The following is a 14,560-nucleotide window of genomic DNA, read 5'->3' on the forward strand; positions in this document are numbered from 1 at the left end:
TGTCACACCCAATACGAGACGCGCGAGCGGTAGTTCTTCAGGGCAATGAGTGCCAGGCCCCAGCCGATCGCGGAGAGCCCGAGGACGACGAGCCAGCTCCACCAGTCGACGTGCTGACCGAGCAGCGGCGCCCGCACCACCTGCACGTAGTGGTAGAGCGGGTTGAACTGCACAGCCGCCTGGCTGATCGCGGCACCGCGCTGACCGAGCAGGTCGGGAGTCCAGATGATCGGAGTCACGTAGAAGACGAGCTGCACCAGGCTCTGGATCACCTGGGGAATGTCGCGGAACCGGGCCGAGATGACGCCGAACAGCAGCGCAACCCACACACCGGTGACGACGAGCATGACGAAGCCGGGGATGGCGAGCAGCATGTCGAACGAGATCCCCGGGTGCAGCGTTCCGGGGGTGTCGCCGGTGGCCGGGTCGGTCTTGGCCATCTTGTACTCGCTGCCGAGCGTGCCGAGGAAGATGACCAGGATGATCGCGTAGATGATCATGTTGTGCGCGAGCAGCAGGATCTGCCGCCACACCGTGCGCAACGCGTAAACCGTCAGCGGCGCGGGCAGGTGCTTCATCACGCCTTCGTTCGAGATGAACGTTTCGGCGCCCTCGGTGACGCAGCCCAGGATGAACTGCCAGATGATGAACCCGGCGGTGATGTACGGCAGGAAGGTCTGCACCTTCATCTCGAACAGCGCCGAGTAGAGGAAGCCGAGGCCCAGCGCCATTGTGCCGGTGGCGATACTGATCCAGAACGGACCGATCACCGAGCGGCGGTAGCGCTGCTTGATGTCCTGCCAGCCGAGGTGTCCCCACAGCTCCCGGCTGCGGAACCCCTGCCTGATGTCGCCGAACGCGCGGTTCCAGGTACGGCTGTCGGACACCGGCGGTGTCGTTGCCGCGGTGGCTGCGGTGGCCTCGTTGATCGTGCTGGTCGATTGCACGTTCGTGAGGGTACTCAGCAGGGTCACGGGCCCCGGCACCCGGTCGTTACTCGGCGGTTATGCGCACTACTACCTGTTCGTCGGAATAGGTGTAGGCCTCGTAACCGAATCGGGTGCCGGTCCGGGCGACATACTCCTGCCACGCGCGGTACTCGTGATCACGCCATCCGGGGAAGTTGAAGAACTCGTCGAACACGACGACGCTGCCCGGACGCAGGCGCGGTCCGACCAGGTCGAGCACGGTACGGGCGGAGCTGTAGAGGTCGCCGTCGACGTGCAGGAAGTCCACCGGTGCCTGGTGCGCGTCGAGGAAGCCGGGCAGGGTCTCGGCGAACCAGCCGACGACGAGTTCGGCGCCGTCCACGCTGGGCAGGCCGTCGACGTCGAAGGTGCCCGCCGGGAAGTCGAGCCGCCAGTCCTCCGGCAGACCCTGGAACGAGTCGAAGCCGTACACCGCTCCGGTGCGTTCCCCGGCGATGACGCGCAGGGTCTCGCCCCGGTATACGCCGAATTCCAGCGCCATCCCGCCCTGCGGCGCGAGTGACAGTGCGTACCTGAGCGTCTCGTGTGGGTGAGCGAAGCGCCGGGCGCCCGGCATCTGCTCGGCGACGAACCGCCCGGTGTCGCGAGTCGTGTCCACATCGCTCGCGTAGACGATGTCGCGGCGGGTTCGCACCTCGAACTCGACCAGCCGGTCCAGTAGTTCCCGCTGCTGCCCGGACAGCAGCTCGCGCAACTCCGGAAGGTCCTTGGCGCGCAGCTCGGCGACCTCGCGTTCGAGTCGCTCCAGGCGTTCGGCGTGCTCGTCGTGCAGTGGTTCCACGACCTCGCCCACGGCGCGCTGGGTCTTGTCCCGCACCGCCCGCCGGACCGGCTCGATCCGCAGCAGATCACGCAATCTGGCGATCATGGCAGTCCTTTCCCGCACCTGGAGACGCATCATAGATCGCCGGAGACTCCTCGCCCGGGTAAACCGGACACGGGGGTCGAGTCACTCGAACGGGCCCCCCTAGCATTGCCCGATGCCGCTTTCTGACGAAGTGGACGGGGAACGTGCCGGAGATCGACGGCTGTTCTACCTCGTCGCGCCCGCCGGGTTCCCGAACTACGGCGACGAGCTGATCGCTGCCGCCTGGCTGGACTACCTGGCGGAGACGGCGCCCGAGGCGGACGTCTGGGTGGACACGCACTCGCCAGGCGGAGCGGCCGTCCTGCTGTCCTCGCATCACCCCCGGGTGCGGTTCACCGACACGCTCTGGCGGCTGGCCGAGGGTGCCCCCTCCGACGATCCGTGGGAAGCGGCCAACTGGGTGCAGGAGGTCGTGCACAACCCGGGCATGATGCCGCGCTGGCACCACGGCGTGGAACTGCTCGCCAGGGCCGAGGTGGTGCACCTGCTCGGCGGCGGTTACGTCAATCAGGTGTGGCCCCGGCACATCGGCGTGCTCGCCGGGGCGGCCGCCGCGGTGCGACGGTCCGGTGGCCGGGCGGCGATGACCGGTCAGGGCTTGCTGCCCGCGGCCGACGGGGTGGCCCCGCTGCTGCGCGCGCTGGCCGATCGCTTCGAACTCGTCGACGTCCGCGACGACGGATCCGCCGCGCTGCTGGGCGTTCCCACCGGGGCGGACGACGCCTTCCTCGGCATGGGGCCCGCCCGTTTCGCCAAGGGGGACGCGCCCGAGGTGATGCTCTGCCTGCAGTCCGACCTGCTCGACGAGGGCGCGGGAACGCTGGCCGCCGGGGTGCTGGCGACGCTGCGGGCGTGGAAGGTCGCGCCGGAGAACGTGGGCGTGGTCGAGGGCATCCCGAGGGTGGACCGGGACGTGTACGCGCTGTTCGAGCACGAGCTGCCGGGCGCGCGGTTCTACCCGTTCCCGGACGTCTGGGCGCACGGTCTGCCGGTCGCCGAGGGGCAGACCTGGCTCTCCACGCGCTTCCACCCGCACCTGGTGGCCGCCTCGGCGGGGGTCGCCGGGGTGGCGATCTCGGTGCGGCCGGACTACTACGCGACCAAGCACCGCTCGCTCACCGAACTGGGATCCGGCTGGACGGTCGTCGACGACATCGAGGCGATGGCGGCGGGGGAGGTGCCGGAACGGCCGGTCACCGGCGGTTTCGACGCCGACCTGGTGGCCCGTCTCGCGCACCGGAAGCGGGAGCTGGCCGACGCCGTCTACGCACCGGTGCCGCGCGCCTCGGCGACGCCGGGCGAGCCGGCCGAGGAGACCACGCCGGCCGCACCGGTGAGCAGGCTGGGCAAGCTGCTCGGCCGCTGACCCGCCCGCCGGGCAGGCGGGCGGGCGGAGCACGGTCAGAGGTACTGGCCGGTCCCGCTGATGCCGGGGGCAGGGGCCTCGCCGGTCGCGGACGCGCCCGGTGGCAGGCCGCGGCGCATCTGCTCCAACTGCACCCTGGCCGCCATTTGCTGGGCGAACAACGCCGTCTGGATGCCGTGGAACAGGCCCTCCAGCCAGCCGACGAGCTGTGCCTGCGCGATGCGCAGCTCCGCGTCGGAGGGGGTGGCGTCCTCGGTGAACGGTGCGACGAGGCGTTCCAGCTCGTCCTGCAGCTCCGGTGCGAGCGCCTGCTCCAGCTCCTTGATCGAGGTCTGGTGGATGTCGCGGACGCGATTACGGCTGGCGTCGTCGAGCGGTGCCGCGCGCACCTCCTCCAGTAGCTGCTTGATCATCGTGCCGATCCGCATCACCTTCGCCGGTTCCTCGACGAGATCGCCGACGGACTCGCCCGGTTCCGCCTCGCCGGACTGGTCGAGGCGGGCGGTGCCCACGGGGGAGCCGTCCGGGCCGACCACCACCACCCGGTGCGGCTGGGCCTGCTCGCCCCCGTCTCCGCCGGTGAAGGTGCCCTCGCTCGGGAAGTTCGACTCGCTCATGTGCTCCATCCTCGCCGGTGTCACGGGCGGTACGTCCGCGCCGGTAACGGCACGTGTCGCACAGAGTAGTCCGGTTCGGGCATCGCGCCGCACGACGCTCCGCCGGATGCCAACCCCGGACGCAGCGCGAAACTGACGCTCCGTACGGTGTGCGCATGGCGTTCGACGTCGCTCGGATTCGTGGGTTGTTTCCCGCTCTGGGTGATGGCTGGATTCACTTCGACGGCGCGGCAGGGATGCTGATCCCCGAACAGGTCGCCTCCGCCGTGTCGACGGCGATGCGCGCGCCGGTTTCCGGGCCGGGCGGCGCTTTTCCGGCCTCACACCGTGCGGAAAGCATCGTCGGTGCGGCACGACGGGCCGTTGCCGATCTGGTCGGTGCGGACCCGGCAGGAGTCGTGCTCGGACCCAGTGCGTCCGTGCTGCTGCGCAGGCTCGCCGACGCCATGTCCGACCGCTGGACGCTCGGCGACGAGATCGTGGTCTCCAGGCTCGACGACGAGGCGAACCTGGCGCCGTGGCTGCGGGTGGCGAAGCGCGCGGGGGCGGTCACCAGGTGGAGCGAGATCGACATCGAGACCTGCGAGCTTCCGGCCTGGCAGTACGAGTCGCTGGTCACCGCCCGCACGAAGCTGGTCACGGTCACCGCTGCCTCCGGTTCGGTGGGCACCCGGCCGGACGTGCCGACGGTGGCGGAATTCGCGAAGCGGGTGGGCGCGCGGGTCGTGGTCGACGCGACGTACGCGGCGCCGTTCGTCCCGCTGGACATCAACTCCTCGGGCGCCGACGTCATGGTGGTCTCGGCGCTGGCATGGGGTGGGCCGTCGATCGGCGCGCTCGTGTTCCGCGATCCGGACCTGCTGGAACGTCTGCCCTCGGTCTCGCTGGAACCCGAGGCGCAGGGCCCCGCCCGGCTGGAACTGGGCCCGCACGCCTATCCGCTGCTCGCCGGCCTGGTCGCCTCGATCGACTACCTCGCCGGGCTGGACGACGCCGCCACCGGCAGCCGCCGGGAACGGTTGCGGACCTCGCTCAACTCGACGAAGTCGTACCACGCCGGGCTGATCGCGCAGCTCGCCACCGAGCTGCGTTCACTGCGGCATGTGATGGTGATCGGCGACGCGATGCGCCGGGTGCCCTCGCTGGCGTTCACCGTCGCCGGGCGCAAGGCACCCGAGGTCGCCGAATACCTGGCCTCGCAGGGGATGTGCGCCTTCGCCGACGACGGTGCCAGCGGCCTGTTCGAGTCGCTCGGCGTCGGCGAGGTCGGCGGCGCCGTGCGGATCAGCCTGGCGCACTACTCGAACGTCTTCGAGATCAACCAGCTCGTCCGGGTACTGAACGACCTTCGCTGACCATCCGCGCCGGTCAGGAACGGGCTGCCAGCAGCACCTTGCCGAACACTCCGCCCTCGTCGAGGGCCCGGTGCGCGTCACCCGCCTCCGCCATCGGCACGACCTGGCCGACGATCGGCTGCACGGTGCTCCGCTCGACGTGCGGCCACAGGTTCTCCCGCACGTCCGCGACGATGGCGGCCTTCTCCGCCAGCGGGCGGCCGCGCAGCCCGGCCGCCGACACGCTGGCCCGCTTGCCGAGTAGCTTGCCGACGTTCAGCTCTCCCTTGACGCCGCCCTGCATGCCGATCACCACGAGCCTGCCGCCGGTGGCCAGCGCGTCGAGGTTGCGGCCGAGGTAGGACGCGCCCATGTTGTCCAGGATGACGTTCGCGCCGGAGGTCTCCTTCTTCAGCTCCTCGACGAAATCCTGTTCGCGGTAGTTGATCGCGATGTCCGCGCCGAGCTGGCGGCAGCGGTCGAGCCGGTCCGCCGAGCCCGCCGTCACCGCGACGGTGGCGCCGAGCGCCTTGGCGACCTGGATGGCGTGCGTGCCGATGCCGCCCGCGCCGCCGTGCACGAGCAGCAGCTCGCCCTCGGTCAGGCCCGCGTCCATCACGACGTTCGACCACACCGTGCAGGCGACCTCGGGCAGTCCGGCGGCGGCGAGCAGGCCGACCTCGCCGGGCACGGGCAGCAACTGACCGGCCGGGACGGCGACCTTCTCCGCGTAGCCACCGCCGGCGAGCAACGCGCACACCTCGTCGCCGACCTGCCAGCCCTCGACCCCGTCACCGAGTTCGGCGATCGTGCCGGAGCACTCGAGACCGAGGATCTCGCTGGCGCCCTTCGGTGGCGGGTAGTTGCCCTGCCGCTGCAGGATGTCCGCCCGGTTCACCGCCCCCGCGGTGACCTCGAGCAGTACCTCGCCCGCAGCCGGAACGGGGTCCGCGACCTCCGTCCATTCCATGACCTCCGGGCCGCCGGGTTCGCGGATCGTGATCGCACGCATGCCTGCGACTGTAGTGGCGGGCGGTGCTGGCCGCCGGACGCCGCGGGCGCGGCGGCTACCGGCCACGACGACACTGGTTGTCGCTTTCACCGCAATTCTTACTCGGTAAAGAATCTGTTTCGTAACAGAACGGGTCATTCTGTTACCGACTGCGCCGGGATTCCGTTATTTACGTACTTTCCCGACGTATCCGCAGGTGAAGACGTTGAAGCAACCCAACTGTCTAGGCCAACAGCATGAAAACCTTGACCTGCGGGGTGAAACGCACAAAGGTAGCCGGAATCAGCAGGCCCGTGCCTCGGGGGCGCACGACGGGCATCGCTTCCGCATTCATTGCCATGAGAAGAGGATTGTGTCCATGTCTCGTCGATCGAAGCCGCGGCGGGCGTCCGCACGAGGGCTCGCACCGGCCGTGGTGCTCGCCGCCGCGACCAGCCTGGTGCTCGGCTCCACGCCCGCCGCCGCGGCCCCGTCCGCACCGCCGGACGGCCCCGCGCTCGCCAAGAAGCTGGTCAAGGACGTCAACGTCGGTGCCATCAACCGGCACCTGATGGCCATGCAGCGCATCGCCGACACCAACGGCGGCAACCGGGCCGCCGCGACGCCCGGGCACGAGCAGTCCGCCGAGTACATCGCGGGCAAGCTCGAAGCGGCCGGGTACCTGGTGAGCAGGCAGGAATTCCCGTTCACCTTCAGCGAGACGCTCGCGCAGCGGCTGACCGTGGCCGGTGCCGACGTGCCGATCACCGTGATGACCTACAGCCCGTCGACGGCCGAGGGCGGACTCACCGCGCCGCTGGCCGCGGTCGCCCCGGACGCGACCCCCGGTTGCGAGGTCGCCGACTACGGCGACGTCACCGGCAAGATCGCCTTGGTACAGCGCGGTTCCTGCTCGTTCGGCGAGAAGCAGGTGGCGGCGGCCGACGCCGGCGCCGCCGGTGTGATCGTCTACAACAACGAGGACGGTCCGCTCAACGGCACGCTCGGCGACCCCTCGCTCGCCCGCATCCCGGCAGGCGGTGTCAGCAAGGCCGACGGTGAGGCGCTCATCGCCCAGAACGGTGCGGACGTCAACCTCGAACTGCGCACGTTCACCGAAGAACGCACCTCGTACAACGTCGTCGCGGAGACCAAGACGGGCCGCAAGGACAACGTCGTGATGGCCGGAGCGCACCTCGACGGCGTCCCGGAAGGCCCCGGCATCAACGACAACGGCACCGGTTCGGCCGGCCTGCTGGAAACGGCGTTGCAGCTCGGCGGCAGCCCGAAGGTCAACAACTCGGTCCGCTTCGCCTGGTGGAGCGCTGAGGAGTTCGGCCTCGTCGGCTCGACGCACTACGTCAACCAGCTCAGCTTCGAGCAGCAGCTCGACATCTCGCTGTACCTCAACTTCGACATGATCGGTTCGCCGAACGCGGCGTACTTCGCCTACGACGGCGACGACTCCGACGGCGAGGGTGCGGGTGCGGGGCCGTACGGCTCCGGGCAGATCGAGCAGAAGCTGACCGGCTTCCTCGGCTCGCAGGGCGTCGAGGCGGAGGGCACCGACTTCGACGGCCGTTCCGACTACGGCGAGTTCATCGCCGTCGGCATCCCCTCGGGCGGCCTGTTCACCGGCGCCGAGGACATCAAGACGCCGGAGCAGACGTCGAAGTGGGGCGGGCAGGCCGGTGTGGCCTACGACGCCTGCTACCACAGCGCCTGCGACAACCTGGGCAACGTCGATCGCGTCGCGCTGGACCGCAACGCCGACGCCGTCGCCTGGGCGGTCGGCAGCTACGCCATCAGCACCGAGGACGTCAACGGCGTCCCGGCGAAGGCGGGCAAGAACAAGAAGCAGACGGCCGACACCAGGTCCGTCCAGCGGACGATGCGGGTGGCGGACACCGCCGGCGACCCGCACGCGCTCGCCGGCTGACCCAGCGACCGCACACCGGACGGCCCGTCACCTGAACACAGGTGGCGGGCCGTCGTACGGGACACGAAAGCCTGGGTGCGGCACCCCTTTCGGGGGCCGCACCCAGGATTACCGAGGTGTTCTGTTGTCGAATATGCGGTCGGCCGCGTACCGGGCCGGCGTGTGGCGCTGCGGAGCGGTGATGAAGCCGCTGCCGATACAGGCTCGGACGACGCCGAATTGCGCGCACGGTTTCCCGGCGCATTGCGTGAATCCCGCGCTGTTCACAGTCGCGATCGGGTCGGAGTAGTTTCCGCACCGGTCGTGGGGACACAGCGGGCGGTCAACCGCTCGGAATCAGCGATCACAGCACCACCTTGCCTCTCCCGGCGGGCCGAGGGACCGGAATGCCCGGCCGGCGTGCCGACTGCCGCACCCGAACTCCACCGTCACCTCAGGATGCGCCTTTCCCGGCAAGGTCACAACCGTTTCGTAATCCCACTTCCGGGGGCATTACGCACGGTTCCCGGAAGTCGGGGGGACACTGTTCGGTGCCCCCGGCCGTGAGGTTCTACTCTGCCGTGAATGAGCGAGGTTTCCGACGATGTCCGCTGGCTGTCCGAGCGCGAGATGCTGGCCTGGCGTTCCTACGTGGTCGCGACGCTCATGCTGCGGCATCGCCTGCACCGGGAGCTCACCGATCAGCACGACATCTCGCTCACCGACTACGAGGTACTCGTCTGCCTGTCGATGAGCGAGGACAAGCGGATCCGGATGACCGAACTGGCGAGCATGCTTGGTTCCACCAAGAGCAGGCTCTCGCATCAGGTCGGCCGGATGGAGGCGGCGGGGCTGGTACGCCGCGCGCAGGACCCGGAGGATCGGCGCGGCGTGGTCGCGGAGCTGACCCCGGCGGGTGAGCGGCGGCTGGACGAATCCGCGCCCACACATGTCACCGGCGTTCGCGGGCATCTCATCGACCTGCTGACGCCGGACGAGCAGCGGGCAATGGGGCAGGCCTTCTCCCGCGTGCTCGCACACCTCACCGAGGACGAAGGCTGACCCGTTACGCTCGTCCCCACGGGAAGCGTGGCAGAGCGGCCGAATGCATTCGCCTTGAAAGCGAACGTGGGGCAACCCACCGGGGGTTCAAATCCCTCCGCTTCCGCACGGTCCACCATTACGAACGCCCGGACCCGGCACGGCGGGCCGGGCGTTCGTCGTTCGGTGCGGTTCTCCGCGATTCCTTTACGCGGCCCGTCAGGCTCCACAGACGCAATACGTCGACATATCGCTGTTCAAGAGTCAGCCGGGCGCGGCGGGGTCGAGGCGTGCGAGTAGCCGGGGGCTGAGCAGGACGTCGTGGGGTAGCCGGGCGAGTTCGGCAGCGTCGACGACGATGCCCGCGCGGAGCATGGTGCGCCGCAGGGTGTCCCAGTGAAGAGCCGCCATGTCGGCGCGCGAACGGCCGGGCGGCGGTTCGTCCGGGCCGACCACCGTGCGGGTGAACTCGCGGACCCGCTCAGCCGAGCTGTCCGCCCAGCGCCCCGAGGATCCCCAGCCGCGATCGTCGAGTAGCAGCACCCGACTCCCGTCGTCGAGTTCCGCCTCGTGCAGCGCCGACACGGACACCACGGCATCGTCGGGCCCGTCCACATCGGCGAGGGTCACCAGGCGTCGAACGTTCGGCATGAAACCCCGGTCGGCTGAGGTGGTGCTGGACGGCGCTGTTCAGGACTTGGCGGCCTTCGCGGCGATGCGGGCCTGTACCTCGGGCCTGCGCAGCGGCGGGACGTTCGCCGGTGGCCTGCGGCGGTCCGGCAGTTCCGCGAGCAGCCGGGTGGTCGTGGCCGTCACCTCGGCGACGGCGGCTTCGAACGGATCCCGCGTCGCGTCCGAGAGCGACTGGACCCCACTGACTTTGCGTACGTACTGACGCGCGGCGGCCTCGATCTCCTCGGCGGTCGCCGACGGTTCGAGGCCGCGGAGCGTGGTGATGTTGCGGCACATGGAAAACACCATACGTCCGAACACCGACAACTCGCGTCCTGCTGGTCATCGGTTTCCGCGCAACGTTGGCGGGTTCCGGCCCTGGAAAGCGCGACCCCGGATGGTCGGCGGCAGGCTCGGAGCAGCAGGCTGTCCGTGAGTGGAGACTGGACCAGCTTCGAGCACCCGGACTACTGGGTTACGGTTGCCGGTGGCAGGTTCGGTAACGCCGACGAGGCGAACCGCTGGTGCGACGCGCAGGGTTTCGCGAAGGACGACTGCTACGCGAAACGGCTGGACACCACTGGCGGTTCTGACGGCAACACGAAGGTCCGATGACGAGGTTCACCCGCAGGCCCGGTACGACGAGGCTACTGCTCACGACCCTGCTCGGCGCGGCCCTGGCCGGCGGCGTCGTGACCAACTGCGGCCCGGCGGAGACCGGATCCGCCAACCCGGCCGCACCGCCGCCCAGCCCGCCGCCGACAACGCCGTCGCCGTCCCAGCCACCGTCGCCGTCCTCGACCACACCGCCACAGCCGCAGGCCGGGCCGTGCGAGCCGGTGGTGGCCGGGATGTCGCCGCGGCAGCGGCTCGCGCAGCTCGTCGTGGTCGGCGTCGAGGGCGACGACACCGTGCTGCCCGCCCAGCTCGCCAGGGACGAACAGGTCGGCGGCATCTTCATCGGCGGCAACGCGACGGCCCTGTTGCAGGGGGACGCGCTCGCTGTGGCCCGGCAGGCCTCGACGGTGCCGATGTCGGTGGCCGTGGACGACGAGGGCGGCCGCGTGCAGCGCATCGACGAACTCGACGGCGATATCCCGAGCGCCAGGGAGATGGCGCGGACGATGACCTCCGACCAGGTCCGCGACCTGGGCCGGACCCGGGGCGAGGCGATGGCCGCCCGCGGGGTGACGGTGGACTACGCCCCGGTGACCGACGTCAGCGACCAACCCGGCGGCTCAGTCATCGGCGACCGTGCGTTCAGCGACGACCCGGCAGTGGTGCGCGAGTACGCGCTCGCCTTCGCCCAGGGGCTGCGCGAGGCCGGGGTCGCCCCGGTGCTCAAGCACTTCCCCGGCCACGGCGGCGCGGACGGGGACTCGCACCAGTCGCTGGTTTCCACGCCGCCGCTGTCCGCGCTCGCGGAGCGTGACCTGGTGCCGTACCGGGGGATCGGCGACTATCCGGGCGTCAGTGTCATGGTCGGGCACCTGGACGTGCCGGAGCTGACGAACGGCGAGCCCGCCTCGCTCGCCGAGCCCGCGTACAGCCTGCTGCGCGGTGAGTTCGGCTTCACCGGCCCGGTCGTCACCGACGACCTCGGTGCGATGAAGGCGATCGCCGACCGCTACACCCTGCCGGAGGCCGTACTGAAGTCCCTGCAGGCCGGGGCCGATCAGGCCCTGTGGTCCTCGGGTGGCCGGGTCGGCGAGGTGCTCGACCGGCTGGAGGCCGCGCAGGCATCCGGCGAGCTGCCGCCGGAACGGGTGCGCGAGTCGCTGGACCGGGTGCTCATCGGCAAGAACCTGTGCGGCTGACGCGCCGCGCGGACAGTTGTTCCGGCGCTTCGTGCGGACCACGATGAGCGTATCGACGGCAGAAGGGAACCGGGATGACGGTCGGCCTGCACGCACACGACGAGTCGGCGGAACTCGGCAGCGCGAGCTTCGTGCACGCGTTCTTCTCCACGGCCGCGGTCCGGCTGGAGTACAGCCGCTGGGGCAGCCGGTTTCCGGCCGTCATGGACTCGCTCTACCAGGGCACGCTGCCCGCCGACCAGGTCGCGCAGGCCCGGCGTGAGCTGCGTGTGGTGCGGGCGGAGCTGGGCGACTTCGAGCCGCGGCACGTGGTCTGGGACATCGAGGACCGCACCGCGAAACCCCCGTGGGGCGATGAGGTGAGCCCGGACGTCACCAGCCTCGGCGACTACTTCATCACCAGCGACGGCGAGGACCTGTTCGAGGTGATGGACGACCTGCTCGCGCACGCGGAGGAACACGGCACGGACGTACGGATCGCCTGAGCCGCGCGGGGCCCGGCAGGTCAGCCGGGCGGGAGCAGGCGAACCTCAGGTGCACCGGATCCGCCGGTGGCGAAGAACAGCAGCCGTCTGCCCTCCGCCTTCAGCGCGGCCGTGTCCCGTTTCGAGATCGCCTCGAACGGTGTGACGAGGAGTTCGGCGCGGTCCTTGGCTCGTTCGATCCGCCAGGTGCCGCGGACGAAGCCGCCGACCAGGATCGTGCCGGGGAAGATGCCGTTGACGGTGGTGATGCGCCGCCGGTACTCCTCGCTGATCACCCGGCTGCGATCGGCGTGCGAGAGGATCAGATTGTCGAACTCGGCGACGTAGCGCACCGGTGCCGGGGTGGCCGGGTCGGGCCGGGGCGCGTCCGGCAGGTCGAACAGCTCCCGGCCGTCGGTGGTGCGGAAGGTGACCAGCTCCGGCCGCAGCCGGTCCACCACCTCGCCGAGCCTGGTCAGGCCGCACCAGGCCTGCACGTCCATGACGGTCGCGGGGCCGAACGCCGCGAGATACCGCAGGACGAGGCGTCCGAGGTCGGGGTCCGGATCGAGCGGCGCGCCCAGCCACTGCCGCACGGTGGCGAACGTCGGCTGCCCGGACCGGCCCCAGACGGCGCGCGGCGGCACCTGGACCAGGGGCAGCAGGTTCCGCGCCGCGTGCACGAGGGCGGAGCGGTCCCGGTCCGGCCACCGTCGTCCGAGCTCGGCCCCGAGCCGGGCCCCGGTGAGCGGTTCGGCGGCCAGCGCCTCGACGGCGGCACCGACCAGTTCGGCGTGATCGATCCCGGCGATCTTCGGCCGGAGCGTGGGGTTGCCGCTCAGGTCGCGGTCCATGACGGGTTGCACGGCGGCGCGCAGGAAGCGGGCGTCCTCAGCGGTGACCAGGTGCACGGTGCCCCGCATGACGACGATGCGGACGGCACTGCGGTCGAGCAGGCAGCCGGCCAGCTCGCCGGGTTCGAAGTCCTTGATCCGGCTCCAGAGCTGGTAGTACGGCGGCCACGGCGCCTGGGCCTGCAGGCCGGCCAGGTGCGCCACGACCTCCAGCACCGGACGCTTCTCCTTGCGCAGCAACAGTTGCCGGGCAAGCAGTGCCCGGTTCAGCGCGCGGGTGCCGAGTACCGTCCCGGGTTCCGCCCGCATGCCCGCTCCCCGCGTCGATCCGATGATCGGGAAATTCTGGCAGAACGGTCCGACGGTGACGGCGACGGAATGGGAAGAATATTCGCGAAATCCGAGGACTTATACACGGCGCGGCCGGTGATCGCCATGGCACTGATCGCATGGACAAGTGTCACCTGGTGACCTGAATCACATGCGCAAGGTCTACCGAATAGTAGGCCATAAAAGTATGGAGACCCGGTTCGCGCGCTCGTGCGACTCTGCCTTTCCCGGTTCGTTGGAGGAATTCAGGTGCCCACGGAACACGCGTCCGCCGAAGGCGGGCGCGCCGCGGTGCTCGCCGGGCTCGGCGCCTGGCTGCCGCCGCGCGTCGTGGACAACGAGGAGATCTCCAGGACGCTCGACACCTCCGACGAATGGATCCGCACCCGTACCGGAATCCACGAGCGGCACGTCGTCGATCCCGGAACGTCCACAGTGGACCTCGCCACCGAGGCGGGGTCGCGGGCGCTGCGCTCCGCCGGGTTCGATCGGGTGGACGCGCTGGTCCTCGCCACCGCCACGCCCGACCAGGTCTGCCCCGGCAGCGCACCGCAGGTGGCGAGTCGGCTCGGGCTCGGCGGGATCGCCGCCTTCGACGTCAACGCCGTCTGCAGCGGCTTCGTCTACGCTCTCGCCACCGCGGCGGGGTTGATCGCTTCCGGTGTGGCACAACGGATTCTGGTCATCGGTGCCGATGCGTTCACCACCCTCGTCGACCCGGAGGACCGGGGCACGGTGCCGATCTTCGGCGACGGCGCGGGAGCCGTCGTGCTGCGTGCCGGAACGTCCGAGGAGCCCGGCGCGCTCGGTCCGTTCGACCTGCACAGTGACGGTGAGCTCGCCGACCTGCTGATGGTCCGCGCGGGTGGTGCCCGGCAGCGCCACTCGGAGAACCCGGCGGACTACTTCCTCGACATGCGGGGCACGGCGGTGTTCCGGCACGCCGCCGCCCGGATGGCCGAGTGCTCGCGCGCCGTTCTGGACCAGGCCGGCTGGACCGTCGCCGACGTCGACCGGTTCGTCGGGCACCAGGCGAACATCCGCATCCTCAACGCCGTCGCCAAGCAGCTCGGTCTCCCGCTGGACAGCCTGGTCGTCAACATCGAGCGCACCGGCAACACCAGCGCCGCCTCGATCCCGCTTGCCTTCGCCGATGCCGTCGCCGATGGCAGCCTGAAGGCCGGCGACCGGGTACTGGTGAGCGCCTTCGGGGCCGGGCTGACCTGGGGTGCGACACTGCTCCGCTGGCCGGACGTCGCGCTCGCCTGAGACGGCCTGCTGGGGCGCGCGACACGGGGT

Annotated in this window: 15 protein-coding genes and 1 tRNA gene; 9 read left to right on the forward strand and 7 right to left on the reverse strand. The window is 70.3% G+C overall.

Annotation, left to right across the window (positions count from 1 at the left end):
- Positions 1 to 2: 2 nt before the first annotated feature.
- On the reverse strand, positions 3 to 947 hold the full coding sequence (gene wzm / locus CFN78_RS10290; protein ID WP_094862693.1) for a galactan export ABC transporter permease subunit Wzm/RfbD: 945 nt from the start codon (positions 945 to 947) through the stop codon (positions 3 to 5).
- A gap of 46 nt (positions 948 to 993) precedes the next feature.
- Positions 994 to 1,857, reverse strand: coding sequence for a class I SAM-dependent methyltransferase (locus CFN78_RS10295; RefSeq protein ID WP_094862488.1), 864 nt, complete (start codon positions 1,855 to 1,857; stop codon positions 994 to 996).
- 112 nt (positions 1,858 to 1,969) lie between these two features.
- Between CFN78_RS10295 and CFN78_RS10300 the strand changes: the two genes are divergently transcribed.
- Entirely contained in the window at positions 1,970 to 3,223 is a 1,254-nt protein-coding gene (locus CFN78_RS10300; RefSeq protein ID WP_094862489.1) for a polysaccharide pyruvyl transferase family protein, read from the forward strand.
- Between the two features lie 35 nt (positions 3,224 to 3,258).
- Here CFN78_RS10300 and CFN78_RS10305 read toward each other — a convergent pair whose 3' ends face one another.
- Positions 3,259 to 3,849: a bacterial proteasome activator family protein gene (locus CFN78_RS10305; protein WP_094862491.1), complete on the reverse strand. Its 591-nt coding sequence runs from the start codon at positions 3,847 to 3,849 to the stop codon at positions 3,259 to 3,261.
- A 146-nt stretch (positions 3,850 to 3,995) separates the two neighbouring features.
- Here CFN78_RS10305 and CFN78_RS10310 point away from each other — a divergent pair, with 146 nt between their 5' ends.
- Entirely contained in the window at positions 3,996 to 5,195 is a 1,200-nt protein-coding gene (locus CFN78_RS10310) for a cysteine desulfurase-like protein (protein ID WP_094862492.1), read from the forward strand.
- 13 nt (positions 5,196 to 5,208) lie between these two features.
- Here CFN78_RS10310 and CFN78_RS10315 read toward each other — a convergent pair whose 3' ends face one another.
- Positions 5,209 to 6,186 (reverse strand): NAD(P)H-quinone oxidoreductase, encoded by a 978-nt coding sequence (locus tag CFN78_RS10315; RefSeq protein ID WP_094862494.1) that lies wholly within the window; start codon positions 6,184 to 6,186, stop codon positions 5,209 to 5,211.
- Positions 6,187 to 6,544: 358 nt separating this feature from the next.
- Here CFN78_RS10315 and CFN78_RS10320 point away from each other — a divergent pair, with 358 nt between their 5' ends.
- From CFN78_RS10320 to CFN78_RS10330, 3 genes are all read left to right on the forward strand, one after another.
- Complete coding sequence (locus CFN78_RS10320; RefSeq protein WP_094862496.1) at positions 6,545 to 8,104, forward strand: M28 family metallopeptidase; 1,560 nt, start codon at positions 6,545 to 6,547, stop codon at positions 8,102 to 8,104.
- 564 nt (positions 8,105 to 8,668) lie between these two features.
- A complete protein-coding gene (locus CFN78_RS10325; protein ID WP_094862498.1) occupies positions 8,669 to 9,145 on the forward strand; it encodes a MarR family winged helix-turn-helix transcriptional regulator in 477 nt (158 codons plus the stop codon).
- 21 nt (positions 9,146 to 9,166) lie between these two features.
- A tRNA-Ser gene (locus tag CFN78_RS10330) sits at positions 9,167 to 9,251 on the forward strand.
- Positions 9,252 to 9,388: 137 nt separating this feature from the next.
- Here the strand turns inward: CFN78_RS10330 and CFN78_RS10335 are convergent.
- The gene (locus CFN78_RS10335) at positions 9,389 to 9,775 is read right to left on the reverse strand and encodes a hypothetical protein (RefSeq protein WP_094862500.1); all 387 of its coding nucleotides are present in this window, start codon (positions 9,773 to 9,775) and stop codon (positions 9,389 to 9,391) included.
- 39 nt (positions 9,776 to 9,814) lie between these two features.
- Positions 9,815 to 10,093: a DUF2277 domain-containing protein gene (locus CFN78_RS10340; protein ID WP_094862694.1), complete on the reverse strand. Its 279-nt coding sequence runs from the start codon at positions 10,091 to 10,093 to the stop codon at positions 9,815 to 9,817.
- A gap of 135 nt (positions 10,094 to 10,228) precedes the next feature.
- Between CFN78_RS10340 and CFN78_RS10345 the strand changes: the two genes are divergently transcribed.
- The 3 genes from CFN78_RS10345 (at position 10,229) to CFN78_RS10355 (ending at position 12,098) form a co-directional block, all read left to right on the forward strand.
- Positions 10,229 to 10,411 (forward strand): hypothetical protein, encoded by a 183-nt coding sequence (locus CFN78_RS10345; protein WP_094862501.1) that lies wholly within the window; start codon positions 10,229 to 10,231, stop codon positions 10,409 to 10,411.
- On the forward strand, positions 10,408 to 11,613 hold the full coding sequence (locus CFN78_RS10350) for a glycoside hydrolase family 3 N-terminal domain-containing protein (protein WP_094862503.1): 1,206 nt from the start codon (positions 10,408 to 10,410) through the stop codon (positions 11,611 to 11,613). Before CFN78_RS10345 ends, CFN78_RS10350 begins: the two co-directional genes overlap by 4 nt.
- A gap of 74 nt (positions 11,614 to 11,687) precedes the next feature.
- Entirely contained in the window at positions 11,688 to 12,098 is a 411-nt protein-coding gene (locus CFN78_RS10355) for an Imm70 family immunity protein (RefSeq protein ID WP_094862504.1), read from the forward strand.
- A 20-nt stretch (positions 12,099 to 12,118) separates the two neighbouring features.
- Here CFN78_RS10355 and CFN78_RS10360 read toward each other — a convergent pair whose 3' ends face one another.
- Entirely contained in the window at positions 12,119 to 13,240 is a 1,122-nt protein-coding gene (locus CFN78_RS10360; protein ID WP_094862506.1) for a winged helix DNA-binding domain-containing protein, read from the reverse strand.
- A 264-nt stretch (positions 13,241 to 13,504) separates the two neighbouring features.
- On the opposite strand from CFN78_RS10360, the gene CFN78_RS10365 reads away from it, so the two are divergent.
- Entirely contained in the window at positions 13,505 to 14,530 is a 1,026-nt protein-coding gene (locus CFN78_RS10365; protein ID WP_476692351.1) for a beta-ketoacyl-ACP synthase III, read from the forward strand.
- Positions 14,531 to 14,560 lie beyond the last annotated feature (30 nt).

This window comes from Amycolatopsis antarctica, from assembly GCF_002262875.1.
In the GTDB taxonomy this organism is placed as follows: domain Bacteria; phylum Actinomycetota; class Actinomycetes; order Mycobacteriales; family Pseudonocardiaceae; genus Amycolatopsis; species Amycolatopsis antarctica.

What these genes read in the sequence shown, in the direction of transcription:
- CFN78_RS10295 (WP_094862488.1), bottom strand. Translation starts at nt 1,857, where the DNA reads ATGATCGCCAGATTGCGTGATCTGCTGCGGATCGAGCCGGTCCGGCGG.
- CFN78_RS10300 (WP_094862489.1), top strand. Translation starts at nt 1,970, where the DNA reads ATGCCGCTTTCTGACGAAGTGGACGGGGAACGTGCCGGAGATCGACGG.
- CFN78_RS10305 (WP_094862491.1), bottom strand. Translation starts at nt 3,849, where the DNA reads ATGGAGCACATGAGCGAGTCGAACTTCCCGAGCGAGGGCACCTTCACC.
- CFN78_RS10310 (WP_094862492.1), top strand. Translation starts at nt 3,996, where the DNA reads ATGGCGTTCGACGTCGCTCGGATTCGTGGGTTGTTTCCCGCTCTGGGT.
- CFN78_RS10315 (WP_094862494.1), bottom strand. Translation starts at nt 6,186, where the DNA reads ATGCGTGCGATCACGATCCGCGAACCCGGCGGCCCGGAGGTCATGGAA.
- CFN78_RS10320 (WP_094862496.1), top strand. Translation starts at nt 6,545, where the DNA reads ATGTCTCGTCGATCGAAGCCGCGGCGGGCGTCCGCACGAGGGCTCGCA.
- CFN78_RS10325 (WP_094862498.1), top strand. Translation starts at nt 8,669, where the DNA reads ATGAGCGAGGTTTCCGACGATGTCCGCTGGCTGTCCGAGCGCGAGATG.
- CFN78_RS10335 (WP_094862500.1), bottom strand. Translation starts at nt 9,775, where the DNA reads ATGCCGAACGTTCGACGCCTGGTGACCCTCGCCGATGTGGACGGGCCC.
- CFN78_RS10340 (WP_094862694.1), bottom strand. Translation starts at nt 10,093, where the DNA reads ATGTGCCGCAACATCACCACGCTCCGCGGCCTCGAACCGTCGGCGACC.
- CFN78_RS10350 (WP_094862503.1), top strand. Translation starts at nt 10,408, where the DNA reads ATGACGAGGTTCACCCGCAGGCCCGGTACGACGAGGCTACTGCTCACG.
- CFN78_RS10355 (WP_094862504.1), top strand. Translation starts at nt 11,688, where the DNA reads ATGACGGTCGGCCTGCACGCACACGACGAGTCGGCGGAACTCGGCAGC.
- CFN78_RS10360 (WP_094862506.1), bottom strand. Translation starts at nt 13,240, where the DNA reads ATGCGGGCGGAACCCGGGACGGTACTCGGCACCCGCGCGCTGAACCGG.